This is a genomic window from Halopseudomonas sp. (assembly GCF_036960865.1).
Classification (GTDB): Bacteria; Pseudomonadota; Gammaproteobacteria; order Pseudomonadales; family Pseudomonadaceae; genus Halopseudomonas.
This window is the reverse complement of the sequence record NZ_JBALWE010000011.1, coordinates 1-23860: the sequence shown is the minus strand read 5'-3', so window position 1 is coordinate 23860 and position 23860 is coordinate 1. Positions and strand designations below refer to the sequence as shown.

The window sequence follows — 23860 nt, the reverse complement described above, 5'->3', positions numbered from 1 at the left end:
GTTCCGGTCCAGATGGTGGGCTCATTGTTCTGCAGTCTAACCCAAGAGCTAGCGGGTACCAGCCCTTGTGTGCGCCGGCTGCTCGGCTTTGTGCGCTGGCGCCGACTTCAGCTCTTGATCAGGGCGCTGGTGGGTTGGTGGCGGATCACTGCGGGCTGCTTCTCCTCCGACAGGAAAGACATGATCAACGGGGCTACGCTCTGCGCTCGGGTAATCAGAAACAGATGACCATCGTCTATCACATGCAGTTCGGAATTGGGGATGCGCCAGGCCAGCAGGCGCATGTTAACCAGCGGGATCAGCGGGTCGTCGTCGCCAGCCAGAATCAGCGTGGGCTGGCGAATCTTGTGCAGCCAGTGGATGCTGGTCCAACCAAGACCGGCAAACAGCTGCCAGTAGTAACCCAGCTTGCCGGATGAACGCACCTTGTTCGCGTGTGCTTCAGCCAGATGCGGATCGCGGCGGAAGGCGCCGCCGTAGATGTCCGGCGCGATGGCGACCCCGTGCGACGGCTGCAGGTAGCGCCGCGGGCTAGCCATTTTCAGCAATACCTTCGGGCGGCCAGGCACCATGACTGCACCAGCCGAGGTGGCGGCCAGAATCAGCTTTTTGCACCGTTCCGGGTGGCTATAGGCGAATTGCTGCGCCAAAGCACCGCCCCAGGACACGCCAATGACATTCACCTGCGAGTAATCGAGGTAGTCCAGCATGCGTGCTGCCAGTTTAGCCAAGCCGGGAAAGCGGAACGGCGTGGCCGGGGTAGAGGAGCCGCCTACGCCGGGTACGTCAAAGGCAATCACCTCCAGCGTTGGGTCAAGCGCTGCGACGAACGGGAAGACCAGCTCCAGGTTGGCGCCGATGCCATTGAAGATCAGCAGCGGCGGCAGGCTACTGGTGCCAGGTCGCACGGCAGTACGCAGGTACTGGCCATCCAGCTCGATGGTGCGGAAGATATAACTCTGCGACATGGGCGCTTCCCGTGGTGACGCGTATCAGCGTTCGTGAACGTAGGTACCGGGCGCAGGTTCCAGCGCCGGGTACGCTTCATTGCCAAGCAATTCCGGTGCCGGTTTACGCTTTCCGCCGCGTGTGTGCAACCAATCTCGCCAATGTTGCCACCAGGAGTCGGATTGCTTGGTCGCGGTCTCCAGCCATTTCTTGGCGTCGTCGGTCATGTCGCTATTGGTGAAAAAACGCGCCTTGGGGTTGCCCGGTGGGTTCAGAATGCTCTGAATGTGCCCACTGGACGACAGCACGAACTCGCACTTGCCGCCGAGCAGACGCGCCGATTTGTAGCAGGCCTCCCACGGGGTGATGTGGTCGTTGAGGCCGGCAATCACGAAGAAGTCGCTTTTCACCTGCTTGAGATCGATTGGCGTACCGCAGACTTCCAGCGCGCCGGGCTTGGTCAGCGGGTTGGACTTGAACATCTCCAGGAACTCGCCATGCAGCGCGGCGGGCAACCGGGTGGTGTCGTTGTTCCAGAACAGGATGTCGAAGACCGGCGGCTCGTTACCCAGCAGGTAGTTGTTAACCCAGTAGTTCCAGACCAGATCGTTGGGGCGCATCCAGGCAAAAATCTTCGCCATGTCGCGGCCTTCCAGCACGCCGTGCTGATATGACATTCGCCGCGCCGCCTCGATCGAGCGCTCGTCGGCAAAGAGCGCCACCTGAGTCTTGATCTGGGTATCCAGTACGCTCACCAGCAGCGTGAAGGAATGCACCTTCTTCTCTTTCAGTGCCGCATAGTGACCCAGCAGTGAGACAGTGGTAATGCCGCCGGAACAGGCGCCGAGCATGCTCAGGTCCTTGCTGCCGGTAATCTTCAGCACCACGTCGATGGCTTCCTTGAGCGCCTCAATATAAGTGCTCAGGCCCCATTCGCGGTGCGATTTGGTCGGGTTGCGCCAACTGACCACGAAGGTCTGCATGTGGCTGACCGACAGGTAGCGCGCCAGACTTTTCTCCGGGGACAGGTCAAACACGTAGAACTTGTTGATCTGGGGCGGCACTACCAGCACCGGCCGCTCGTAGACCTCTTCGGTCAGCGGCTTGTACTGGATCAGCTCCAGTACCTCGTTGCGAAAGACCACCGAGCCCTTGGTCGTGGCCAGATTGCCGCCGACCTCAAAGGCATTCATGTTGACCTGGCTGGGCATGCCGCCGTTATGGGCGATGTCTTGCGCCAGGTGGGTAAGACCGTCGAGCAGGCTCTTGCCGCCGGTCTCAAAGAAGCGTTTCAGTGCCGCCGGATTGAGCGCGGTATTGGTCGGCGACATCGCCTCGGTCATCAGCGCGATGACGAATTGCGCACGGCTGACGTCCTGCTCGGGCAGGTCTGCCGTTGTAATCCAGGTGTTGAGTTCTTTACGCCAGGCCAAATAGGTCTGCATGTAGCGCCGATAAATGGGGTTCTGGCTCCAGGTCGGATCGATAAAACGGCGATCATCCGGTGTTGGCGCAATCTCGGAGCGGCCGATCATGACGTCCTTGACCGCCAGGCCCAGGCGCCCGATGTGCTTCAGACTGTGTACCGGCTGCTTCACGGTCTGACGCATGACCATACGCGCGGTACTGATCAGGTCGCGGGTGGGTGCGCCGATGACCGGGTTGGGGCCAAGGATGCTTTCAGTGGTTTTATGACTCAAATCGTCACTGTTTATTTTATTGCCCATTTTCAACGCTCCAATCTGAGGCAGGGAAGCCAGTGCGGCGGATCATCAGCAAGGCATTCTGGCTTTCTGGTGTCGCACCCTTGAGACAAGTTAGCACGAGGGTCAGAGGCTGTTAAGCGAAGTCTGCAAAACAGTAAGACGGCTTTTCAGTTGTGATTCAACAGCCCTTCAACGCTAAACCTGCACGGGATATGCCAACATTTTTGTGCGATGGCACAGACTGTGGCTGGCCACTATTCAGTGGCGCACGGCTTAGCGTGCGATAGTCAGGGACTACAGCAGATAAAGATTGCAAAAGAGTTGCCGAGGCTCAGGGAATGAAGCGCACCGCGGTAGTGTGTGGGTCACGGGACGCCCCGGCGGCGTGTAACTGGTCGAGGTAGGCTTGCCAGCGCGCTTCCTGTTCGGTGGCCAACTGATACAGGTAGTCCCAGGTGTAGAGGCCACTGTCGTGTCCATCATCGAAGGTCAGTTTCAGTGCATAGCGCCCGGCGGTTTCCACCGCGCTGAGCGCCACATGCTGCTTGCCGGTCTGCAACACAGGTTTGCCGTGTCCGCGCACCTCGGCCGAGGGTGACAGTACCCGCAGGTATTCCGCCGGCAAGACGAACTCGCGGCCATCGGCGTAACCCAGGCGCAGGCTGCGCGAGGACTTTTGCAACTTGATGGTGGTGGGGATGGGCGCGGGCATTGACGATTCCTCAGCTTCAAGCGAAAAAGCAGGCCGGTGTTTGGACTCGACCTGCTTGGGCTTGCCGCTTTTAGCTTACGGCGGGTTTAAAGAATGTATCTCGACAGGTCTTCATTGACCGCCAACTCACCCAGATGCTCGTCAACATAGGCCGCATCGATCTTGAGTGGCTGCTCACTGTGCTTGGAGGCGAGGTCGCCGGCACTGAAGGAGACTTCTTCCAGCAAGCGTTCGAGTACCGTGTGCAAGCGACGTGCGCCGATATTCTCGGTTTTCTCGTTGACCTGCCAGGCGATTTCGGCGAGACGGGTGATGGCATCGTCGGTGAACTCGATGTTCAGCTCCTCGGTTTTCATCAGCGCGCGGTACTGCTCGGTCAGCGAGGCATCGGGCTCGGTGAGAATGCGTTCAAAGTCGCCGGGTGTCAGCGATTGCAGCTCCACGCGAATCGGCAGGCGGCCCTGCAGCTCGGGGATCAGGTCCGAGGGCTTGGTCAAGTGGAAGGCGCCGGAGGCAATGAACAGGATATGGTCGGTCTTGACCATGCCGAACTTGGTGTTCACCGTGCAGCCTTCAATCAGCGGCAGCAGGTCGCGCTGCACGCCTTCGCGTGACACATCAGCGCCACCGCCGCTGTCGCCGCGCTTGCTGACCTTGTCGATCTCGTCGATGAAGACAATGCCATTCTGCTCGACGACCTCGATGGCGCGGCCTTTGAGCTCGTCTTCGTTGACCATCTTCGCCGCTTCTTCGTCACGCACCAGCTTGAGCGCGTCCTTGACCTTGAGCGTGCGGCTTTTCTTCTTGCCCTTGCCGAGGCTGGAGAACATGTTCTGCAGCTGGCTGGTCATTTCTTCCATGCCGGGCGGGGTCATGATCTCGACACCCATGGGGGTTTCGGCCACCTCGATGTCGATTTCCTTGTCGTCCAGCTCACCCTCACGCAGACGCTTGCGGAAAAGCTGACGGGTACTGTTTTCCGCGCGCTCGGGCTGGTCGCCGGTGGCCTGGCGTGCAGGCGGCAGCAGAGCGTCGAGAATGCGGTCCTCGGCGGCGTCTTCGGCGCGGAAGCGCACCTTGACCATCTCCTGTTCGCGCAGCAGCTTGATGGCCGCGTCGACCAGGTCGCGAATGATGGATTCCACATCGCGGCCAACATAGCCGACTTCGGTGAACTTGGTCGCTTCTACCTTGATGAAAGGGGCCTGCGCCAGCTTGGCCAGGCGGCGAGCGATCTCGGTCTTGCCGACACCGGTCGGGCCGATCATCAGAATATTCTTGGGGGTTACTTCAGCGCGCAGTGCTTCGGGCAACTGCTGGCGCCGCCAGCGATTGCGCAGGGCAATGGCGACGGCGCGTTTGGCATCCTGCTGGCCGATGATATGGCGATCCAGCTCGTGCACGATTTCACGTGGGGTCATGGACATGCTGATTGTTCCGAACGCCTCAGGTATTGGCGTCCAGCTCCTCGATAGTCTGGTTGTGGTTGGTGTAGATGCAAATCTCACCGGCGATACCCAGGCTGGATTCGACAATCTCGCGAGCAGACAGCTCGGTGTGGCGCAGCAGGGCGGTGGCCGCAGACTGGGCAAAAGGCCCGCCTGAACCAATGGCGATCAGGCCGTGTTCGGGTTCGATCACATCGCCGTTGCCGGTGATGATCAGCGAAGCATCCTTGTTGGCAACGGCCAGCAGCGCCTCAAGCTTGCGCAGGGCGCGGTCGGTGCGCCAGTCCTTGGCCAGCTCGACGGCGGCCCGGACCAGATTGCCCTGGTGTTTTTCCAGTTGCGCTTCAAAGCGCTCGAACAGAGTGAAGGCGTCGGCAGTGCCGCCAGCGAAACCGGCGATAACCTGATCCTTGTACAGGCGGCGTACCTTGCGGGCGTTGCCCTTCATTACGGTATTGCCGAGGGAAACCTGGCCGTCGCCACCGATCACGACCTTGCCGTGCCGGCGAACGGATACGATTGTAGTCACGCGCAACTCCTGGTTGGCTGTGGAGAAAGGGGAGGCAAATGCTTGCCTGAAAACTATCTGGGGGCGGGTGTGGGGATTTCAAGGCAGCCTGCTCTGACAGGCAGATGAACTGCCCCGGACGGTGCCGGGGCAGCAGGTGCAGCCTTACTGGGTGCGTTGCTGCGGCAGCAGGTTCTGGAAGCCGTTGCCGCTAAGGGTGCTCTGCGCCTGGGCCAGGCTGCTCTTGTCCTTGAACGGACCGACCTGCACGCGATGCCAGGTCTGGCCGTCGTTGAGCTTGGCGCTTTCCAGGTGCACATCCATGCCGAGCAGCAGGATCTGCGCGCGCACCTTGTCGGCGTCGGCCTGTTGTTTGAACGAGCCGGCCTGCAGGTAGTAGCGCACGCTGTCATCGGCTTTGTCGGGCTCTGCCGGCGTAGCGGGTGGCTCGACCTTGCCGGTGTTCTGCGGCACCACCACTTCGGATTCGGGCAGCAGGGTGTAGAAGTCGTAGGTCGGCTGTTGCGCGGGTGCCGGTTTGGCCGGGGTTGTGGCTGGCTTGGGCGGCGGCGGGCTGCGCTTGACGTTGTCGTGGCCTGGTTCCAGCTGGAACAGGAAGGCCACAAACAGGCCGATTACCAGACCACTGACCAGCCACAGCCAGCCGGGTATTCCCTTGCGTCTGGCCGCGGGTTGCGCGCGGCTGGCGCCGCGGCGGGGGGCTTTGCGTCCTTTTGCCATGCGGGTTACATGCGCTCCAGTGTGGTGATGCCGAGCAGGTTAAGGCCTTGTTGCAGGGTGCGTCCAGTCAGTGCGGCGAGACGCAGGCGACTGTCGCGCTGGGCCTGACTGTCAGCCGCCAGAATCGGGCACTGTTCGTAGAAACCGGAGAAGCGCCCGGCCAGCTCGTACAGATAATGGCAGAGTACGTGCGGAGTGCCCTCGCGGGCAACATAGTTCAGCGTGTTGCCGAACTGCGCCAGGTGCGCGCCCAGTTCCACCTCGGCGGGAGCTTCCAACACCAGCGGTGCCAGGTCGTCGAGCTGGGTCATCGGCCGCTCCAGCTTGCGGAATACGCTGGCCACCCGGGTGTAGGCGTACATCAGGTAGGGCGCAGTATTGCCATCGAAGCTGAGCATCAAGTCGAAGTTGAAGCTGTAGTCGCTGCTGCGGTGCTTGGACAGGTCGGCGTACTTGACCGCGCCAATGCCCACAGCGCGGGCGATCTCGCGCAGCTCGTCGGCGCTCAACTCGGGATTCTTTTCGGCGACCAGGGTGTGCGCGCGCTCTTCGGCCTCGTCCAGCAGGTCGGTCAGTTTGACGGTGCCGCCGTCGCGGGTCTTGAACGGGCGGCCATCGGCGCCGTTCATGGTGCCAAAGCCCATGTGCTCCAATTGCATGTCGGCCGGTACAAAGCCAGCCTTGCGGGCTACGGCGAAGACCTGCTGGAAGTGCAAGGCCTGACGCTGGTCGACAAAATACAGCACGCGGTCGGCGTGCAGCTGCTCGTGCCGGTAGCGCATGGCAGCCAGGTCGGTGGTGGCGTACAGGTAACCCCCGCCGGCCTTCTGCACGATAACCGGCAGGGGCTTGTCTTCGCTGTTCTTGAACTCATCGAGGAAAACGCACTGGGCGCCCTCGCTTTCGGTCAGCAGGCCTGCGCTGCGCAGGTCGCTGACAATGCCGGCCAGCTTGTCGTTGTAGGCGCTTTCGCCGCGCACATCGGCCTGCGTCAGGCTGACGCCAAGGCGGTCGTAGACGGCCTGGCAGTGGCCGAGGGAAATCTGGTTGAAGCGGTTCCACAGCGCCAGGCACTGGGCATCGCCGGCCTGTAGCTGGACTACGCGTTCACGCGCGCGGTTGGCGAAGTCGTCGCTTTCATCAAAGCGCTTCTTGGCCTGGCGGTAGAAGTTCTCCAGATCGCCGAGTTCTGCCTCGGCGTCCACCGGGTTTTCTTCCATGTAGGCCAGCAGCATGCCGAATTGGGTGCCCCAGTCGCCAACGTGGTTCTGGCGGATGACGGTATGGCCAAGAAATTCCAGTACGCGGGCCACGGCATCGCCAATGATAGAGGAGCGCAGGTGGCCGACGTGCATTTCCTTGGCCAGGTTGGGCGAGGAGTAATCGACCACCACACGCTGCGCTTCGCCCGCCGCGCGGGCGTTCAGTTGCGGGTCATCCAGCGCGCTTTGCAGTTGCGCAGCCAGCCAGGCGCTGTCCTGGAAGAAGTTGATAAAACCGGGGCCGGCGATGTTCACGCTGGCGACAGCCTGGTGGGCGGGCAGGGCGGCAACCAGTTTTTCGGCCAGATCGCGCGGCTTCATCTTCGCCGGTTTGGCCAGCATCATCGCCAGATTGCTGGCAAAGTCGCCGTGCGTCCTGTCGCGGGCGGTCTCCACCTGAATGTTGGGGGTGATGTCGGCTGGCAGAACGCCCTCGTGCTTGAGGGTCTCGACGGCGGTGGCCAGAAGCTGGCTGATCAGGTTCTTCATTTAGTGGAGTATCCGGCAGGTGCCCAGTGAAAACCCGACATTATCCGGTTTAACCGGCGGATTGCCAAATGTTCGGCCTAGAACATGTCCAGCGGGTCGATATCGATGGACCAGCGCACCTTGCGGGCCTCCGGGTGCTGCTCCAGCAGGGGGAGCAACAGGTGGACCAGTTGGTGCAGCGTAGAGCGCTGCGCCGCCTGCATCAGCAACTGTGCGCGGTAGCGCCCGGCGCGGCGCTCCATGGGAGACGGCACCGGGCCGAGCAGGTCGACCTCTGCCAAATGGTGTTGCTCGACCAGCAGCTCGGCCTGTTGCAGTGCCTCTTCGAGAAACTGGTTGGCCGCGCGGCCGTTGTTGGCTTCGGCGCGCAGCAGCGCCATGAACCGATAGGGCGGCAGCTGGGCGACGGCGCGCTCGGCCAGTTCGCGCTTGGCGATGGCCGGGTAGCCCTGCTCGGTCAGCTCGATCAGCAGCGGATGCTCGGCCATGTGGGTTTGAATGATCACCTGCCCCGGTTTTTCCGCCCGCCCGGCGCGACCCGCGACCTGGGTAATCATCTGCGCCATGCGCTCGGGACCGCGAAAATCGGCGGAAAACAGCCCGCCATCGGCGTCGAGAATCGCCACCAGGGTCACGTCCGGGAAGTGGTGCCCCTTGGCGAGCATCTGGGTGCCGACCAGAATGCACGGCTGCGCGCTTTGAATGGTTTCCATCATCTGCTGCATGGCTTTCTTGCGGCTCATGCTTTCACGGTCGATGCGCAGCACGGGGTAGTCCGGAAAACAGGTGTTGAGGTGTTCCTCGGTGCGCTCGGTACCCGCGCCTAAGGGCCGCAGGTCGGTGCCTTGGCACTTGGGGCAGTGTTTATCCAGCGGGCGCTGGCTGTTGCAATGATGGCAATGCAGGTGCGCCGGCGACTGGTGCACCGTCATGCGCGCGTCGCAGCGTTTGCATTCGGCGATCCAGCCGCAATCGTGGCACATCAGTGTGGGGGCAAAGCCACGCCGGTTGATGAACACCAGGACCTGATTGCCCTTGTTCAGGTGCTCACCGATCAACAGCGTGAGTGGCCGCGATATCCCGCCTTCCAGCGGACGGCTGCGAATATCCAGGCATTGGAAGCTCGGCGGCTTGGCATTGCCGGCGCGCTGAGTCAGGCGCAGCAGTTGGTAGCGGCCCTGCTCGACGTTATGCAGACTCTCCAGCGAAGGGGTCGCCGAGCCGAGAATGATGGCGACCTTCTCCAGGTGCGCACGGTACACCGCCAGGTCGCGGGCGTTGTAGCGCAGGCCCTCCTGCTGCTTGTAGGAGAGGTCGTGCTCTTCATCAACGATGATCAGGCCGGGCCGGGCCAGCGGAGTGAATATGGCTGAGCGCGTGCCGATCACGATGCCGGCGTCGCCATCGCGGGCGGCGATCCAGGCGTCCAGCCGCTCGCGGTCATTGAGGCCCGAGTGCAGTATCACCACTGGCGCACTGAAGCGCTGCTGAAACCGCGCCAAAGTCTGCGGCGTGAGGCCAATTTCCGGAATCAGCACCAGCGCCTGATGACCACTGCGCAGGCACTGCTCGATCGCCTGCAGGTATACCTCGGTCTTGCCGCTGCCGGTTACGCCTTCGAGTAACCAGGCGTGAAAGCCGGCCTCGGCCAAGATGGCGTCGAGCGCGGCCTGCTGCTCGTCATTGGCGGTCAGCGGAGATTGCCTTAATAAAGGTAGTGGTTCGGCAATATGGTGCGGCGATTGCTCGATACGCTCCACCAGGCCCTTGCCTTCCAGTGCTTCCAGCGCATCGCGGGTCAGGCCCCATTGCGCGAGCAGCGCATGCGACAGCCCGTGTGGGTGCTGCGCGAGCACCTGCACGGCGTGTTTCTGTTTGGGCGCGCGGGCTAGCGCGGGATGCTCGGGGTAGGCGCCGGGCAGCAATTGCCACAACCGGTCCTGCCGAGCGAGCGCTGCCTCCCCCTGGCGCAGCAACACCGGCAACGCGACATTAAGCGTATCGCCCAGGCCGTGCTGGTAGTAGCGCGCGGTCCACAGACACAGTTGCCAAAGGCTGGGTGGTAGCAAGGGTGCGATATCCAGCAACGCCTCGGCCGCTTTCAGTTTATCGCTGGGCACCTCGCTATGCTCGACCAATGCAGCGATCACGCCGACCAAGGCGCGGCGTCCAAAGGGCACGCGCACGCGCTGACCAACCTGCAACTGCTCAGGCGCCACGCCGGCCGGAGCCTGATAGTCGAACAGGCGGCGCAGCGGCGATGGCAGGGCAACTTGCAGAATGGGTGACGACACGTAACAGACTCCCGTTGGCAGTTCGCCATGTTACCACCGACACCCGAAAACGACCGGGCTTGCGTATGAGTTGAATTCTGTTATTATCGCCGGCCTAATTTCCGGTCACTCTGTTTGCAGGGCGTGCAATGGCAACGCTGGCAGCAGCCACGGGACTGGTAGAGAGTTTACTGAGTGCGGTGCCCGATCAGGTTGATCCGGTGGCGGCACAAACCAACCGAGGAAAGACCATGAAAGCTGATTTGCATCCCAAGTACGAAGAAATCAAGGCTACCTGCAGCTGCGGTAACGTGATCACTACCCGTTCCAGCCTGTGCGCACCTATCCACCTGGACGTGTGCTCCGAGTGCCACCCCTTCTACACCGGTAAGCAGAAGGTTCTGGACACTGGCGGACGTATCGAGCGCTTCAAGCAGCGTTTCGGCGCAGTCAGCAGCAAGTAATACGAAAAGACAGGCCCCGGTGGCTTTGTCCAATCGAAAAAAGGCGCTCCAGTGGGGCGCCTTTTTTGTTGCCTGTGTTTTGCTCTCCTCGCCGCTGGCGCAGGCGCGTGATCAGCTGTGCGCCATGCCAGCGGGTGCGCAGCCGGTGGTCAGTCAGCGCGTGACCGACGGCGATACCCTGCGCCTGCAGGATGGGCGCCGCGTGCGGCTCATCGGCATCAATGCGCCTGAGCTGGGGCGCAACGGCAAGCCTTCCGAGCCTTATGCGCAGGCCGCCAAGCGCGCGCTTCAGACACTGGTAGACGGCCAGCCGCTGCAACTGGTGGCCGGCAGTGAAGCGACTGACCGCTACGGACGTACCCTGGGTTATCTGTTTGATCAGCACGGCGAAAACCTGGAAGCGCAGCTGCTGGCGCAGGGCATGGGCTACGCCGTGGCGATTCCGCCCAATCTTGCCCTGATCAATTGCCATGCGGCGGCGGAGCAGGCCGCCCGCGAGGCCCGGTTGGGGCTCTGGCAGTCGCAGTCGGCACTGGCGGTTGATGCGCTGCGCAGCGGCGGCTTCCAACTGGTGCAGGGCAAGGTCAGCGCGGTCAGTACGGCGGGCGGCACGCTCTGGGTTGATCTTCAAGGGCCGTTGACGCTGCGTTTTACCGCCGCCGATCGTGCGCTGTTCAGCGCTTGGCCCGACAGCAGCTGGGTGGGACGTCGCCTGGAGCTACGCGGTTGGCTGATCGACCGGCAGAACTGGGGTGGCCAGCGTCCCGGCTTTCGACGTTACATGCTCAACGTAAGGCATCCCTCGCAGATTCGCCAATTAACGTCGGAATGACCTAAGGTGGTGACAGAATGCTCTTGACATTGACGCCGTGAATAACCTTGTTACCCCTCGGGGTTTTATGTATTCTCCGACGTCCGCATGAGCAACCTGACCGGAAACTATTGACCATGTCTGATTTGAGAACTGATGCACTCGCCTATCACGCAAATCCGCGTCCAGGCAAGCTGAGCGTAGAACTGACCAAGCCGACCGCCACCGCGCGTGATCTGGCTCTGGCCTACAGCCCGGGTGTAGCAGAACCGGTGCGTGAAATCGCCAAGGATCTGGAAAACGCCTACAAATACACCGGTAAGGGTAACCTGGTTGCCGTTATCTCTGATGGCACCGCCATCCTCGGCCTGGGTAACCTGGGGCCGTTGGCGAGCAAGCCTGTCATGGAAGGCAAGGGAGTGCTGTTCAAGCGCTTCGCCGGGATTGACGTATTCGACATCGAAGTCGAGTCCGAGAGCCCGCAAGCCTTCATCGACACCGTCAAGCGTATCTCTTGCACCTTCGGCGGCATCAACCTCGAAGACATCAAGGCACCTGAGTGCTTTGAGATCGAGCGCGCACTGATCGAGCAATGCGACATTCCAGTATTCCACGATGATCAGCACGGCACCGCGATTGTGACCGCCGCGGCCATGATCAACGCACTGGAACTGGCCGACAAGGCCATCGAAAGCGCCAAGATCGTATGTCTGGGTGCTGGCGCTGCTGCAATTGCCTGCATGAAGCTGCTGGTCAGCATGGGCGCCAAGACTGAAAACATCTACATGCTTGATCGCAAGGGTGTGATCCACGCTGGCCGTGATGACCTGAACGAATACAAAGCCATCTTCGCGACCGAAACCGACAAGCGTACTCTGGCCGACGCCATGAAAGGCGCTGACGTGTTCGTTGGTCTGTCTGGCCCGAACCTGCTGCAACCAGCTGAACTGAAGCTGATGGCTGAAAACCCCATCGTGTTCGCCTGCTCCAACCCGGACCCGGAAATCGATCCTGAGCTGGCCCACGCCTCACGTCCTGACGTGATTATGGCGACTGGCCGCTCGGACTACCCGAACCAGGTGAACAACGTGTTGGGCTTCCCCTTCATCTTCCGTGGTGCATTGGACGTTCGCGCGACTCGCATCAATGAAGAAATGAAGATCGCTGCTGTTCACGCCATCCGTGAACTGGCCAAGGAGCCGGTACCCGAGTACGTTTCCGAAGCGTACGGTGGTATCGATCTGTCCTTTGGTCGCGAGTACATCATTCCCAAGCCGATGGACGTACGTCTGATCGAGAAGGTGCCTGCAGCGGTTGCTCAGGCGGCTATCGATTCCGGTGTGGCCACGTTGCCGTATCCGGCGCATTACCCGCTCAAGTCGGTCGAAGACTGCATCTGAGCCGGACGCCGTGAAAACCCCGCTCAGGCGGGGTTTTTTGTGTCTGACGGTTGGGTTTTGCTCAGCTCTCCGGGGTTTCTACCCTGACTTCGAGTGGCGCCGCCGGGCCGCCCACGCGGGCACGTAGCAGGCTGCCGGGCGGGCAACCCTCGGCGCAGAGCAGGCATTGTGCAACCGCTGGCTCCAGATGATGGCGGAAGGTGCGGGCCATGGCGCGGGCACCGTAGCGCGAATCGAATCCCTGCTTTGCCAGCCACTGGCGGGCGGGCTGGTCCAGCAGCAGTTGCACCTGGTGTCTGCCCAGCCGCTGGTTCAGGCGCGCGAGTGCGAGGTCTACCAGCTGTTCAAGCTGATCGCTGGGCAGACTCTGGTAGTGGATACGATGATCAATACGGTTGATGAACTCCGGATCAAGTCTGGCGTTGAGCGCCGCCTCTTGCTGCTGTTGCTGCCGGGCACTGCGCCAGCGCTGCGGCAGCCATCTGCTGATGGGCTGGCCGGCGCCCAGGTTGGAGGTCATGAAAATCAGGCTGTTGCGAAAATCCAGTGTGCCGTTGCCAGCGCTCAGGCGCAGCTGGCCGTTGTCGAGGATGTTCATCAGCGCGCGAATCACCTGATCGTCGGCTTTTTCCAGCTCGTCGAACAGCACTATACCCGGGCGGCCGTAGTCGCCCTCAATACGTTCGCGGTCAAATAGCGTGGTGCCTTCCTTGCTGCCGACGTAACCGGGTGGGGCGCCGGTTAGAGAGGCGGCGTAGTGCGATTGCGCCAGGGTATTCATGTCGATGCGGCAGTAGGCGTCGGTGCTGCCGTGGATGGCTTCGGCCAGCAGGCGCACGGTTTCGGTCTTGCCAACGCCGGTTGGTCCTAGCAACAGGTAAGTTCCCAGGGGACGTTGCGGGTCACCGAGTTCGGCCTTGATGACGCGCAGACTTTGTTCGATCTCCCGAAGTGCCGCGGGCTGCCCGAGAATACGGCTTTGCAGGCGCGCCATCACGGTGGCCGGGTCAAAGCGAAAACGTGACTGATTGCGCCTCGGGCTGGTCTCGCTGCGCTGTTGGTTTGCGGCCAGTACGTCGTTGATAAAGGGCATGACTTGCATTCACCTGCGTCCGTCTGCGGGGCAGCCGGCGGCACGCGGGGCGCCGCCGGCAGGTTCAGGCACCGGCTTCGCGATCCTTGCCGGGATGCGGCAGCTCGCCCACCGGACAGTCGGCCACGCCGATGGTCTTGCGGGTCATGGCTTCGACGTTGTCCCGGGCTTTCTCGGCATCCAGTACCCAGGTGCGATAGAAGTCGAAGGGGCAGTCGGCTACGCCGCGATCGCCGTCACCGGAGTTGTACATACCGGTGTAACCGCGGTGCAGCAGCTTGAACAGGTGGTTTTGCGACTGGTCGTTAGCGCGCGCGTCGCGGATTTGCGAGACCGACAGCTGCGCGTACTGAATGCCCATGTCCTCTTCGCCGCATTCACCCAGCGTGCGTCCATCAAAGCCGATGATCGCGGAGTGGCCGAAATAGGAGTAAACGCCGTCAAAACCGGTGGCGTTGGCAACGGCCACGTAGCAGTTGTTGGCCCAGGCCATGGACTTGGCCATCATCACCTGCTGCTCCTTGGCCGGATACATGTAGCCCTGGCAGCGTACGATCAGTTCAGCGCCCTTCATCGCGCAGTCGCGCCAGATCTCCGGGTAGTTTCCGTCGTCGCAGATGATCAGACTGATCTTCATCCCCTTGGGGCCTTCGGAGACGTAGGTGCGGTCCCCCGGATACCAGCCCTCGATCGGGCACCAGGGAATGCACTTGCGGTACTTCTGCACGACCTCGCCCTGATCGTTGATCAGAATCAGGGTGTTGTAGGGCGCCTTGTTGGGGTGCTCTTCATGCTGCTCGCCGGTCAGCGAAAAGATGCCCCAGGTTTTCGCCTGTTTGCAGGCTTCGCTGAAAATACGGGTTTCATCACCCGGCACGGTCGCGGCGGTGGCCATCATCTCGTCGTGGTCGTACATGATGCCCATGGTGCTGTATTCCGGGAATACCACCAGGTCCATGCCGGGCAGACCCTGTTTCATGCCGATGATCATGTCGGCAATCTTGCGTGCGTTGTCCAGTACCTCGGCGCGGCTGTGCAGCCGGGGCATCTTGTAGTTGACCACTGCAACGCCCACGGTATCGGGGCTGCTGGAAATATCACCATGACGCATGGGTAACTCCTCCGTTCGGGTTATGAGTTTTCAAGCAGGTTCAGTTGCGCCCGATGCCGAGCTTGTCGACCCGGTAACGCAGCTGTCTGAGACTGATGTTGAGCCGCCGTGCAGCCTCGGACTGGTTGTTGTTGGTTTGCGACAGCATGGCGCTGATCTGCTCGGCCTCGTCTTGCTGCACCCAGTTGTAGGAGCGGCCGTACTGGCGTGGCTCCTCGGCGACCGGGGCTTCTGCCGGCGCGTTTGTGGAGCCGGGCATATGGCGGTTGCCGGGAATAGTGATCGCGCTTTCCGAGGCCAGCGCCTGGCGCAGTTTTTCACCGCTGAGCAGTTCCTGTTCACTGGTCAGCGCAGCGCGCTCCAGTACGTTCTGCAATTGACGGATATTGCCTGGCCAGTCGAAGTTTTCGAGGATGCCGAAGGCCTCGGGGCAGAGGCTCCAGTTGCGCTCGTAGTGGTGATTGAGTTCGTTGAGAAAATGCAGCGCCAGTTGTTTGATGTCTTCCTGGCGCTCGCGCAGTGGCGGTAGATGTACCGGCACCACATGCAGGCGATAAAACAGGTCGAGGCGGAAGGCGGCCTGGTTCACCTGCGCCTGCAGGTTGACGTGGGTGGCGGTGATTACGCGGAAGTCCACCGACACCGACTCGTTGCTGCCAATCGGGTCGACCTTTTTCTCCTGCAGCACGCGCAGCAGTTTGGCCTGCAGTGACAGCGGCATGTCGCCGATTTCATCGAGGAACAGGGTGCCGCCGTCGGCCTGCACTATCTTGCCCTGCTTGTTCTGTGCGGCGCCGGTAAAGGCGCCCTTGGTATGACCAAACAGCTCGGATTCGAGCAGGTCGGCCGGAATCGCCGCGCAGTTGATGCAGATGAACGGCTTTTCGCGGCGGTCGCTCTGCTGGTGAATCATCCGGGCAAATTTTTCCTTGCCGGTACCCGACTCGCCCAGCAGCATCACCGGTGCGTCGCTGTGGGCGACCTGAATGGTCGAGCGTACCGCGTCCATGAGCGCCGGGCTGCTGCCGAGAATGCCGTGCGCCAGGCTCTGTTTGACCATGCCTTCGATGGCAATGCTGTGACGCAGGTTCTGGTTTTCCTTGACCAGATGCTCGGTCTGCTCGACCACAAACTGGTGAATGCGCAGTACCTGGCCAATCATCGCGGCGGCCACACGCAGCAGACTGATGTCGCCATCGAAGGGTCGCTCGTGCAGGCCTTCGCGTTGCACCGAGAGCACGCCGATGGGCGTGCCGGATTCCAGAATCGGTACCGAGATAAACGCCATGCGGCCGCCGCTATGGTGCGCCAACTCGGTAATGCGGCGCACGAACAGCGGCTCGTTGTCGACATCGGGCACCAGGCCGATGGAGCCGGTACGCATGACGTAGCCGGTGACGCCCTGATTGACGTTCAGGTTGAAGCGGCCGGCTTTCAGGTCTTCGACCGACAGGCCGTAAGAGTATTTCACCTGCAGGGTGTCGGAATTGGCTTCGGGCAGGCTGACCCGACCGCAGTTCAGCCCGTACAGCTGGGAGAGCAAGCGCAAAATGCCCTGAATGGTGCGGGGCGCATCCAGCGGTTTTTCCAGCAGCTTGGCCATCTCCAGAATGACGACCAGTTCGCGCTTCATCATCTGTTGGGCTATCCGTTCAGGCATGAAATTCAAGATGAGAGAGTCCTCGCGGCGGGAATGATGTCCGCGCGACCTTTCACCGGTGTTCGGTAGGGAGTTGACGACGCGGGGCTTGCCCGCCATCGGAACAGCGCTAGTGGCTGATCATCCAGGGTCGTCGCGGACCGCTCTGCTGCTTCAGGGCAGGGGGCTGTCCTTCAGCACGCGGCTTGTGCGTACAACTTCCGGAGCTGCAACAACTGTGCCCGTGGCTGACCTTGGGCGCGTGGGCGCTGCGTTCATTGGTCTCGTGGGCCTTGCGCTGCTGGCTGCTCAGGGTCTGCAGGCGGGGGGCGGAAATACGTCGCTGCATAGGCTGGCTGCAGGCTGGGCAGTCGCGTGGCAGGTTGCGCTCGCTGCTCGGCAGCAGCGCTTCAAAGGGCCCGCAGGCCTCGCATTCAAAATCGTATAGCGGCATGGAGTGCTCCCGGTTGGTGCGAAGAAGTCGTAGTGGCCCGCGCCAGGTTGGTGCGGGCCACTGTGTGGCTCAGCCTTTCCAGAGCGCGGTGGGCACTTCATCGCTGCTAACGGCGATAGTCGGGCCATCGGCGTTGGGCATGATGTCGAAATCGAAGATCTCCGTGGGTATCCAGACCGTGGCGCAGACGTTGGGCACGTCAACAATGCCGCTGATGTGGCCCTGTACTGGTGCAGTCCCCAGCAGCGAGTAGGCCTGGGCCCCGCTGTAGCCGAACTTCTTCAGGTACTCGATGGCGTTCAGGCAGGCCTGACGGTAGGCAACGTGGGCATCCAGATAGTGTTGCTTGCCGCTTTCATCGACCGAAATGCCTTCGAAGATCAGGTGCTTCTTGTAGCTGGGCGCCATGTCGCTGGGCTGGAAGATCGGGTTCTTCACGCCGTACTTCTTGCAGCCGTCCTTGATCAGGTTCACGCGGATGTGGATCCAGCCGGCCATCTCGATGGCACCGCAGAAGGTGATTTCGCCGTCGCCCTGGGAGAAGTGCAGGTCGCCCATCGACAGGCCGCCGCCTTTCACATAAACCGGAAAGAACACCCGCGAACCCTTGGTCAGATCCTTGATGTCGCAGTTACCGCCGTGCTCACGCGGTGGTACGGTGCGTGCGCCTTCGTTGGCAACCTTGGCGGCGGCATCACCGGTGGCCCGGCCGACGTGGGCGGTGGGGGCGTAGGGAGGATTGGCAAGGCCGGGCACGCGGTCCGGGTCGGTGTCGATCAGCGCCTGCTCGCGCTTGTTCCACTCATCCAGCAGCTCCTGCGACGGCAGGCAGCCGATCAGACCGGGGTGCATCAGGCCGATGAACTCGACGCCCGGAATGTGGCGTGACTTGGTATAGATGCCGTTGAAGTCCCAGATGGTCTTGCGCGCCTCGGGATAATGCTCGGTCAGAAAACCACCGCCATTTTCCTTGGCAAAAACACCGTTGAAGCCCCACATCTGATCGGCGAAGGCGCCGATATCGAGAATGTCGACCACCATCAGGTCGCCGGGCTCGGCGCCTTCCACGGCGACCGGGCCGCTCAGGTAGTGCACCTTGGTAAGGTCGACGTCGCGCACGTCTTCGGCGCTGTCATTGTTGCCGATTTGGCCACCGGTCCAGTCCATGCACTCGATAATGAAGTCGGCGCCTGGCTTGACGGTAGCAACCATCGGCACATCCGGATGCCAGCGGTTGTGAATATTGTCGTGCTCCTGAGGGCTTTTGCTCAGGTCGATCTTGATCAGTGTTTCAGCCATGACAGGGAATCCTCTGCGTCTGGGGGTAGTTTGTCAGGCCCAATGACGGCCCGTGCCCAATCCCAGAGCATTAGCCGTGCCAGCTTTGTTCACAATTTGAAATTCCTTTAAAATCAATTACTTGAAAGGATTGTTAAGAATGGCGGCCGCTGTGTGGGCACCTGCTTGTGACAATGTCATGGGTTTGTTGCTGACATTGTCATGACAATGTCAGGCGAGCATTGTCATTGCCAAGCGTTCAGCTTTGACATTGCGTGACCCTGCCGGCATGGGTTTAACCGAGTATTTTCTTCATGGCGTTGATTTAAAAAGGATTTCTATTTTCAGGAGATTTATTTTCCAGCCGCTTCGGGGTGCTGGCACAGTGGTTGCTCTGGGGTGAGGGTGACAGGCAAGCGGGTAGGGAGTGCGGCCCGCTTTCCGGTTTTACCCACACTAAGGAGATTTACCCTATGCAAGATTCAACACACAGCAAGCCGGCCTGGAAGCGCCGCCTTCTCGGGTTGGCGCTGAGTACCGGGTTGGGCTTTTCCGGAATGGCCGGCGCTGCCGAAGTCAACAGCACTGGCCTGGCGGTTACTGATGACACAGTGCAGGTAGGTATCCTGCATTCGATCACCGGCACCATGGCGATCAGCGAAACCGGTTCGGTGGAAGCCGAGAAACTCGCCATCGAGCAGATCAACGCGGCTGGCGGTGTGCTGGGTCGTCAGATCGAGATCATCCAGGAAGACGGCGCCAGTGACTGGCCGACCTTCGCCGAGAAGGCGCGCAAGCTGCTGGTACAGGACAACGTAGCCGCCGTCTTCGGCTGCTGGACCTCGGCTTCGCGTAAGGCTGTACTGCCCGTGTTCGAGAAAGAAAACGGCATGCTCTATTACCCGACCTTCTATGAAGGTCTGGAGCAGTCCAAGAACGTGATCTACACCGGTCAGGAAGCAACCCAGCAGATCATTGCCGGCCTTGACTGGATCGCCAAGGAAAAGGACGCCAAGACTTTCTACCTGGTCGGCTCCGACTACATCTGGCCACGTACCTCCAACAAGATCGCGCGCAAGCACATTGAAACTGTACTGGGTGGCACCGTAGTGGGTGAAGAGTACTACCCGCTGGGCAACACCAACTTCGGTTCGCTGATCAACAAGATTCGCCTGAAAAAACCTGATGTGGTCTATTCCAGCATCGTTGGTGGCTCCAACGTGGCCTGGTGGAAACAGCTGAAAGCGGCCGGTATCACCGCTGACCGTCAAACCATCATGACCATCTCGGTGACCGAGGATGAAGTGCTCGGCATCGGCGGTGAGAACATGGAAGGTTTCTATTCGGCGATGAAGTACTTCCAGTCCCTGGATAACGAAAACAACGTCGAGTTCGTCAAGGCGTTCAAGGAGCGTTGGGGTGACGACAGCGTCATCGGTGACGTAACCCAGGCCGCTTACCTCGGCCCCTGGCTGTGGAAAGCCGCGGTTGAGAAAGCCGGCAGCTTCGATGTTGACGCTGTCGCTGCTGCCTCTGCCGAGATCGAGCTGACCACCGCGCCTGAAGGCTACGTGAAGGTGCACGAAAACCATCACCTGTGGAGCAAGCTGCGCGTTGGCCAGTGGGGCGCCGATGGTCAGGCCAAGGTGGTGTACGAGTCTGACCTGATCGAGCCAAACCCCTTCCCGGAAGGTTATCAATAAGACGTCCTGGTGACGTGACGCAATCCGATGCGGCCCTCGCGGCCGCATCCTTCCGAGTCTAGGAGAGCAATTATGGGCGGTTACACATCGCAGGAGCTGACGGCCATCTTCGTCATGCAGGGCTTCAGTGGCCTGAGCCTGTTCTGCGTCTTTCTGCTGATGGCCCTCGGGCTGGCGATCATTTTCGGGCAGATGGGCGTTATCAACATGGCCCATGGTGAGTTTCTTACCCTGGGCGCTTACATCACCTGGATGGTATCCAAGCTGGCCACGGAAATCTGGCCCTGGATGCAGGACTTTTACTTTCCGCTGGCGGTGGTGCTCGCCTTTGCCGGTACCTTCGTGCTCGGTTATCTGGTTGAAATGCTGTTGATCAGGCGGCTGTACAGTCGGCCATTGGATACGCTGCTAGCGACCTGGGGCCTGGGTTTGATCATGCAGCAGATTTACCGTTCCACTTTCGGTCCGCGCGAAGTCAGCGTGGTGATGCCCGACTGGCTAATGGGGTCATGGGCGCCAACCGACATTATCGATATTCCATTGAACGGCCTGTTCGTGATGGGCATCACCTCACTGATGACGCTGCTGGTAGTGATACTGCTGTATCGCTCGCGCTGGGGCATCAAGGTGCGCGCCACCACACAGAACCGGGCGATGGCAAACGCCGCGGGTATCAATACCCAGCGGGTTGACCGTTTTACCTTTGCGCTGGGTTGCGGTATCGCCGGGGTGGCGGGTGCGGCCTTCACCACGATTGCCTCGACCGGTCCGACCACAGGTTCGCTGTATATCGTCGATACCTTCCTGGTGGTGGTGTTTGGCGGGGCAGCCAGTCTGCTCGGCACCGTGGTTTCGGCCTTCGGTATTGCCCAGTCGCAGTCGATTCTCGAGTTCTTCCTCAGCGGGTCCATGGCCAAGGTGATCACCTTGCTGGTCGTGGTCGGCATTCTGATGTTCCGTCCCCAGGGGCTATTTGCAAGCAAGGTGCGTCGCTAAGCGACGCCCGCGCTGGAGGTTACTGATATGGATAAATGGATAGCAGCATTTGGGGGGCGGCAACGGTTATTGCAGTTGCTGGCGCTGGCCGTCCTGCTTCTGGTAATTCTGCCGCTGACGCTGGATATCTTCCGCTTGAACCTGGTCGGCAAGTATCTGACATATGCCTTTGTGGCGGTGGGCTTGGTGCTCTGCTGGGGGTACGGCGGTATCCTCAGTCTGGGGCAGGGAGTGTTTTTCGGTATCGGCGGGTACTGCATGGCGATGTTTCTCAAGCTGGAAGCCTCCAGCCCGGAAAACACCGCAATTCAAAGTACGCCGGGGATTCCGGACTTCATGGACTGGAACCAGATCACCGAGCTGCCGGCGATGTGGATGCCCTTTCACAGCCTGACGCTGACCATAGCCTTGATTCTGACGGTGCCTGCGCTGTTCGCCTTTCTTATTGGCGCGGCCATGTTCAAGCGCCGGGTGGGTGGGGTGTATTTCGCAATCATTACTCAGGCTATCGCTTCCATCGCGACCATCCTGATCATCGGCCAGCAAGGCTACACCGGTGGTATCAACGGTATTACTGACCTGCGTACGTTGCTGGGCTGGGACATTCGCCCGGATAGTTCGAAGTATCTGCTGTACTTCCTCTGTTGCTTGCTGCTGATTGCCTGTCTGCTGATCGGCCAGTTCGTGCTCAATAGCCGCTACGGCAAGTTGCTGATTGCCATGCGCGATCAGGAAGACCGCGTACGCTTCTCCGGTTATGACGTCGCCAACATCAAGATCTTCGTGTTTGCCCTGGCGGGGGTGTTCTCCGCGCTCGGCGGTGCGATGTTCGCGCTGCAGGTCGGCTTCATGTCGCCATCCTTCGTTGGCACCGTGGTGTCGATTGAAATGGTGATTTTCTGCGCCGTAGGTGGCCGGCTTTCGCTGATCGGCGCGGTCTACGGCGCGCTGCTGGTCAACCTGGCCAAAACCCTGCTGTCGGAAAGCTTCCCCCAACTGTGGATCGTGTTCATGGGGGCGCTTTTCATCGGTGTGGTGCTGTTGTTCCCGCAGGGGCTGGCCGGTATCTATGAAGATCACGTCCGTCCCCGTGTAGCCAAGCTGTTTTCCCGCAAGTCGAGCGGAAAGAGCAGTGCTGACGAAGGTGTTGCACAGGAGGCACAGCCATGACATCGCCCATTTTGCTGGCCATCGAAGATCTGACCGTGTCCTTTGACGGTTTCAAGGCCGTCGACGGACTCAATCTGTACGTGGAGCGCAACGAGGTACGCGTGGTCATCGGCCCCAACGGCGCCGGCAAGACCACCTTGCTCGATCTGATCTGCGGCAAGACCAAGGCGTCGGCCGGGTCAATCAAGTTCAAGGATACCGAACTGACCAAGCTGGTAGAGCACGACATCGTCAAGGCGGGCGTGGGGCGCAAGTTCCAGACGCCTTCTATCTACGAGAACCTCAGCGTACGGGAAAACCTGGAGCTCTCTTATCCCAAAGGACGCAACGTCTTTGGCAGCCTGTTCTTCAAGGTAACGGACAAGGTTCAGGCGCGGGTGCTGGACGTAGCGAAAGATATCTTCCTCAGTGACCGTCTGGATACCAGCGCCGGTCTGCTCAGTCACGGGCAGAAGCAATGGCTGGAGATCGGCATGTTGCTGATTCAGGATCCGGAGCTGCTGATGCTGGATGAGCCGGTGGCGGGCATGAGTGTTTCCGAGCGTGAAGCCACGGCCGAGCTGCTGGGACGCATCAGCAAGAACCGCTCGGTCATCGTCATCGAACACGACATGGACTTCGTAAAAGATATCGCTCACCGCGTCACCGTACTGCACCAGGGCAAGCTGCTCGCCGAAGGCAAGATGGATGAGGTGCAGCAGAACGAAAAGGTCATCGAGGTTTACCTGGGCCATTAACTGAGTAGGGAGCATGAGCATGTTGAAAGTAAGCGACCTGCGGGTCAGTTATGGCATGAGCGAGGTTATTCACGGGATCAATCTGGAGGTGGGCGAGAACGAGACGGTCGCCATCATGGGCCGTAACGGCATGGGCAAGACCACGTTGTTCAAATCGCTGATCGGCATGATCCCCTGCAGTGGTGGGGAGATCACCTTCAATGACAAGGCGTTGTCCAAGCTGCAGTCATACCAGCGTGTTGCCAGCGGTATTGCCTACGTCCCCCAGGGCCGCATGGTGTTTCCGACACTGACCGTTGAGGAAAACATCATGGCCGGGCTGGAGGTCACCGGGCGGCGCAAGGTGCCCGACGACATCTATGAGCTGTTCCCCGTGCTGCTGGAAATGCGCCACCGCAAGGCGGGCAACTTGTCGGGCGGTCAGCAGCAGCAGCTGGCGATCGGCCGTGCGCTGGCGGCCAACCCCAAGGTGCTGTTGCTGGATGAGCCGACCGAGGGTATTCAGCCGTCGATCATCAAACAGCTGGCGACCACGCTGAATGAGATCAAACAGCTGCGCAAGATCAGCATCGTTGTCTCGGAACAGGTGTTGAGCTTCGCGCTCAACGTGGCTGACCGCATGCTGGTGATTGACAAGGGCAAGATCGTGCATGAAGCCGTAGGCGAGCAGATCGACAAGGCGCACATCAGCAAGTACCTGTCCGTCTAACGCCGGTAAATACTGGCTAGGCCCGGCACCTTAACAAGGTGCCGGGCTTTTTTCTGCGTGAGATGAAAATAAGCTCTTGACGGCCGTGCTGAAGTCTCTATAATTCGCCCTCTCGCTGAGTAGGAGGCTCCAAGTAAAGCGCTTATTAATCAATAAGTTAGCTTGAAAATAAGGGTTGACAGGCTGGCGAGATGGCGTAGAATGCGCC

General features: G+C 60.6%; 21 protein-coding genes. 8 read left to right on the top strand and 13 right to left on the bottom strand.

All coding sequences use genetic code 11. The features are described 5' to 3' along the window. Positions 1–107: 107 nt before the first annotated feature. From phaZ to V7747_RS15410, 8 genes are all read right to left on the bottom strand, one after another. Positions 108–968, bottom strand: a complete 861-nt coding sequence (gene phaZ / locus V7747_RS15445; RefSeq protein WP_335616908.1) for a poly(3-hydroxyalkanoate) depolymerase — start codon at positions 966–968, stop codon at positions 108–110. A gap of 24 nt (positions 969–992) precedes the next feature. Continuing rightward, positions 993–2675, bottom strand: coding sequence for a class II poly(R)-hydroxyalkanoic acid synthase (phaC, locus tag V7747_RS15440; protein WP_335616907.1), 1683 nt, complete (start codon positions 2673–2675; stop codon positions 993–995). Between the two features lie 310 nt (positions 2676–2985). Further along, on the bottom strand, positions 2986–3366 hold the full coding sequence (locus V7747_RS15435) for a DUF971 domain-containing protein (protein ID WP_335616906.1): 381 nt from the start codon (positions 3364–3366) through the stop codon (positions 2986–2988). An 86-nt stretch (positions 3367–3452) separates the two neighbouring features. Beyond that, entirely contained in the window at positions 3453–4793 is a 1341-nt protein-coding gene (hslU, locus tag V7747_RS15430) for an ATP-dependent protease ATPase subunit HslU (RefSeq protein ID WP_335616905.1), read from the bottom strand. Between the two features lie 19 nt (positions 4794–4812). Beyond that, positions 4813–5343, bottom strand: a complete 531-nt coding sequence (gene hslV, locus V7747_RS15425; protein ID WP_335616904.1) for an ATP-dependent protease subunit HslV — start codon at positions 5341–5343, stop codon at positions 4813–4815. Positions 5344–5487: 144 nt separating this feature from the next. Continuing rightward, a complete protein-coding gene (locus tag V7747_RS15420) occupies positions 5488–6063 on the bottom strand; it encodes an SPOR domain-containing protein (RefSeq protein WP_335616903.1) in 576 nt (191 codons plus the stop codon). 5 nt (positions 6064–6068) lie between these two features. Further along, positions 6069–7814, bottom strand: a complete 1746-nt coding sequence (gene argS, locus V7747_RS15415; RefSeq protein ID WP_335616902.1) for an arginine--tRNA ligase — start codon at positions 7812–7814, stop codon at positions 6069–6071. A 77-nt stretch (positions 7815–7891) separates the two neighbouring features. Beyond that, positions 7892–10108 carry a primosomal protein N' gene (locus tag V7747_RS15410; protein WP_335616901.1) on the bottom strand — a complete coding sequence of 739 codons (2217 nt, stop codon included), beginning with the start codon at positions 10106–10108 and terminating at the stop codon, positions 7892–7894. A 230-nt stretch (positions 10109–10338) separates the two neighbouring features. On the opposite strand from V7747_RS15410, the gene rpmE reads away from it, so the two are divergent. From rpmE to V7747_RS15395, 3 genes are all read left to right on the top strand, one after another. Next, positions 10339–10551: a 50S ribosomal protein L31 gene (gene rpmE, locus V7747_RS15405; protein WP_092287436.1), complete on the top strand. Its 213-nt coding sequence runs from the start codon at positions 10339–10341 to the stop codon at positions 10549–10551. A gap of 25 nt (positions 10552–10576) precedes the next feature. Beyond that, entirely contained in the window at positions 10577–11383 is an 807-nt protein-coding gene (locus tag V7747_RS15400; RefSeq protein ID WP_335616900.1) for a thermonuclease family protein, read from the top strand. Positions 11384–11499: 116 nt separating this feature from the next. Further along, positions 11500–12762, top strand: coding sequence for a malic enzyme-like NAD(P)-binding protein (locus V7747_RS15395; RefSeq protein WP_335616899.1), 1263 nt, complete (start codon positions 11500–11502; stop codon positions 12760–12762). Between the two features lie 61 nt (positions 12763–12823). Here V7747_RS15395 and V7747_RS15390 read toward each other — a convergent pair whose 3' ends face one another. The 5 genes from V7747_RS15390 to fmdA form a co-directional block, all read right to left on the bottom strand. After that, the gene (locus tag V7747_RS15390; protein WP_335616898.1) at positions 12824–13864 is read right to left on the bottom strand and encodes an AAA family ATPase; all 1041 of its coding nucleotides are present in this window, start codon (positions 13862–13864) and stop codon (positions 12824–12826) included. Between the two features lie 55 nt (positions 13865–13919). Next, positions 13920–14966, bottom strand: coding sequence for an aliphatic amidase (locus V7747_RS15385; protein WP_335616897.1), 1047 nt, complete (start codon positions 14964–14966; stop codon positions 13920–13922). A gap of 40 nt (positions 14967–15006) precedes the next feature. Next, positions 15007–16626 (bottom strand): sigma-54-dependent Fis family transcriptional regulator, encoded by a 1620-nt coding sequence (locus V7747_RS15380; RefSeq protein ID WP_335616896.1) that lies wholly within the window; start codon positions 16624–16626, stop codon positions 15007–15009. 109 nt (positions 16627–16735) lie between these two features. Then, on the bottom strand, positions 16736–17059 hold the full coding sequence (locus tag V7747_RS15375; protein ID WP_335616895.1) for an FmdB family zinc ribbon protein: 324 nt from the start codon (positions 17057–17059) through the stop codon (positions 16736–16738). Positions 17060–17128: 69 nt separating this feature from the next. After that, the gene (gene fmdA, locus V7747_RS15370) at positions 17129–18358 is read right to left on the bottom strand and encodes a formamidase (RefSeq protein ID WP_092287442.1); all 1230 of its coding nucleotides are present in this window, start codon (positions 18356–18358) and stop codon (positions 17129–17131) included. 536 nt (positions 18359–18894) lie between these two features. Here fmdA and urtA point away from each other — a divergent pair. The 5 genes from urtA to urtE all read left to right on the top strand — a co-directional run bounded on the left by urtA (position 18895) and on the right by urtE (position 23652). Beyond that, positions 18895–20040: an urea ABC transporter substrate-binding protein gene (gene urtA, locus V7747_RS15365; RefSeq protein WP_335617048.1), complete on the top strand. Its 1146-nt coding sequence runs from the start codon at positions 18895–18897 to the stop codon at positions 20038–20040. 72 nt (positions 20041–20112) lie between these two features. Continuing rightward, on the top strand, positions 20113–21036 hold the full coding sequence (urtB, locus tag V7747_RS15360; protein ID WP_335616894.1) for an urea ABC transporter permease subunit UrtB: 924 nt from the start codon (positions 20113–20115) through the stop codon (positions 21034–21036). Positions 21037–21063: 27 nt separating this feature from the next. Further along, positions 21064–22206: an urea ABC transporter permease subunit UrtC gene (gene urtC / locus V7747_RS15355; protein ID WP_335616893.1), complete on the top strand. Its 1143-nt coding sequence runs from the start codon at positions 21064–21066 to the stop codon at positions 22204–22206. Further along, positions 22203–22943 carry an urea ABC transporter ATP-binding protein UrtD gene (gene urtD / locus V7747_RS15350; protein WP_335616892.1) on the top strand — a complete coding sequence of 247 codons (741 nt, stop codon included), beginning with the start codon at positions 22203–22205 and terminating at the stop codon, positions 22941–22943. The genes urtC and urtD overlap by 4 nt, the downstream gene beginning before the upstream one ends. A 19-nt stretch (positions 22944–22962) precedes the next feature. Then, positions 22963–23652 carry an urea ABC transporter ATP-binding subunit UrtE gene (urtE, locus tag V7747_RS15345; protein ID WP_335616891.1) on the top strand — a complete coding sequence of 230 codons (690 nt, stop codon included), beginning with the start codon at positions 22963–22965 and terminating at the stop codon, positions 23650–23652. Positions 23653–23860 lie beyond the last annotated feature (208 nt).

Coding starts and splice junctions, on each gene's coding strand:
- V7747_RS15375 (WP_335616895.1), bottom strand. CDS start 17,059: ATGCCGCTATACGATTTTGAATGCGAGGCCTGCGGGCCCTTTGAAGCG.
- rpmE (WP_092287436.1), top strand. CDS start 10,339: ATGAAAGCTGATTTGCATCCCAAGTACGAAGAAATCAAGGCTACCTGC.
- V7747_RS15390 (WP_335616898.1), bottom strand. CDS start 13,864: ATGCAAGTCATGCCCTTTATCAACGACGTACTGGCCGCAAACCAACAG.
- V7747_RS15395 (WP_335616899.1), top strand. CDS start 11,500: ATGTCTGATTTGAGAACTGATGCACTCGCCTATCACGCAAATCCGCGT.
- urtA (WP_335617048.1), top strand. CDS start 18,895: ATGGCCGGCGCTGCCGAAGTCAACAGCACTGGCCTGGCGGTTACTGAT.
- argS (WP_335616902.1), bottom strand. CDS start 7,814: ATGAAGAACCTGATCAGCCAGCTTCTGGCCACCGCCGTCGAGACCCTC.
- fmdA (WP_092287442.1), bottom strand. CDS start 18,358: ATGGCTGAAACACTGATCAAGATCGACCTGAGCAAAAGCCCTCAGGAG.
- hslU (WP_335616905.1), bottom strand. CDS start 4,793: ATGTCCATGACCCCACGTGAAATCGTGCACGAGCTGGATCGCCATATC.
- urtD (WP_335616892.1), top strand. CDS start 22,203: ATGACATCGCCCATTTTGCTGGCCATCGAAGATCTGACCGTGTCCTTT.
- V7747_RS15380 (WP_335616896.1), bottom strand. CDS start 16,626: ATGCCTGAACGGATAGCCCAACAGATGATGAAGCGCGAACTGGTCGTC.
- V7747_RS15385 (WP_335616897.1), bottom strand. CDS start 14,966: ATGCGTCATGGTGATATTTCCAGCAGCCCCGATACCGTGGGCGTTGCA.
- urtC (WP_335616893.1), top strand. CDS start 21,064: ATGGATAAATGGATAGCAGCATTTGGGGGGCGGCAACGGTTATTGCAG.
- phaC (WP_335616907.1), bottom strand. CDS start 2,675: ATGGGCAATAAAATAAACAGTGACGATTTGAGTCATAAAACCACTGAA.
- V7747_RS15435 (WP_335616906.1), bottom strand. CDS start 3,366: ATGCCCGCGCCCATCCCCACCACCATCAAGTTGCAAAAGTCCTCGCGC.
- urtE (WP_335616891.1), top strand. CDS start 22,963: ATGTTGAAAGTAAGCGACCTGCGGGTCAGTTATGGCATGAGCGAGGTT.
- phaZ (WP_335616908.1), bottom strand. CDS start 968: ATGTCGCAGAGTTATATCTTCCGCACCATCGAGCTGGATGGCCAGTAC.
- V7747_RS15420 (WP_335616903.1), bottom strand. CDS start 6,063: ATGGCAAAAGGACGCAAAGCCCCCCGCCGCGGCGCCAGCCGCGCGCAA.
- urtB (WP_335616894.1), top strand. CDS start 20,113: ATGGGCGGTTACACATCGCAGGAGCTGACGGCCATCTTCGTCATGCAG.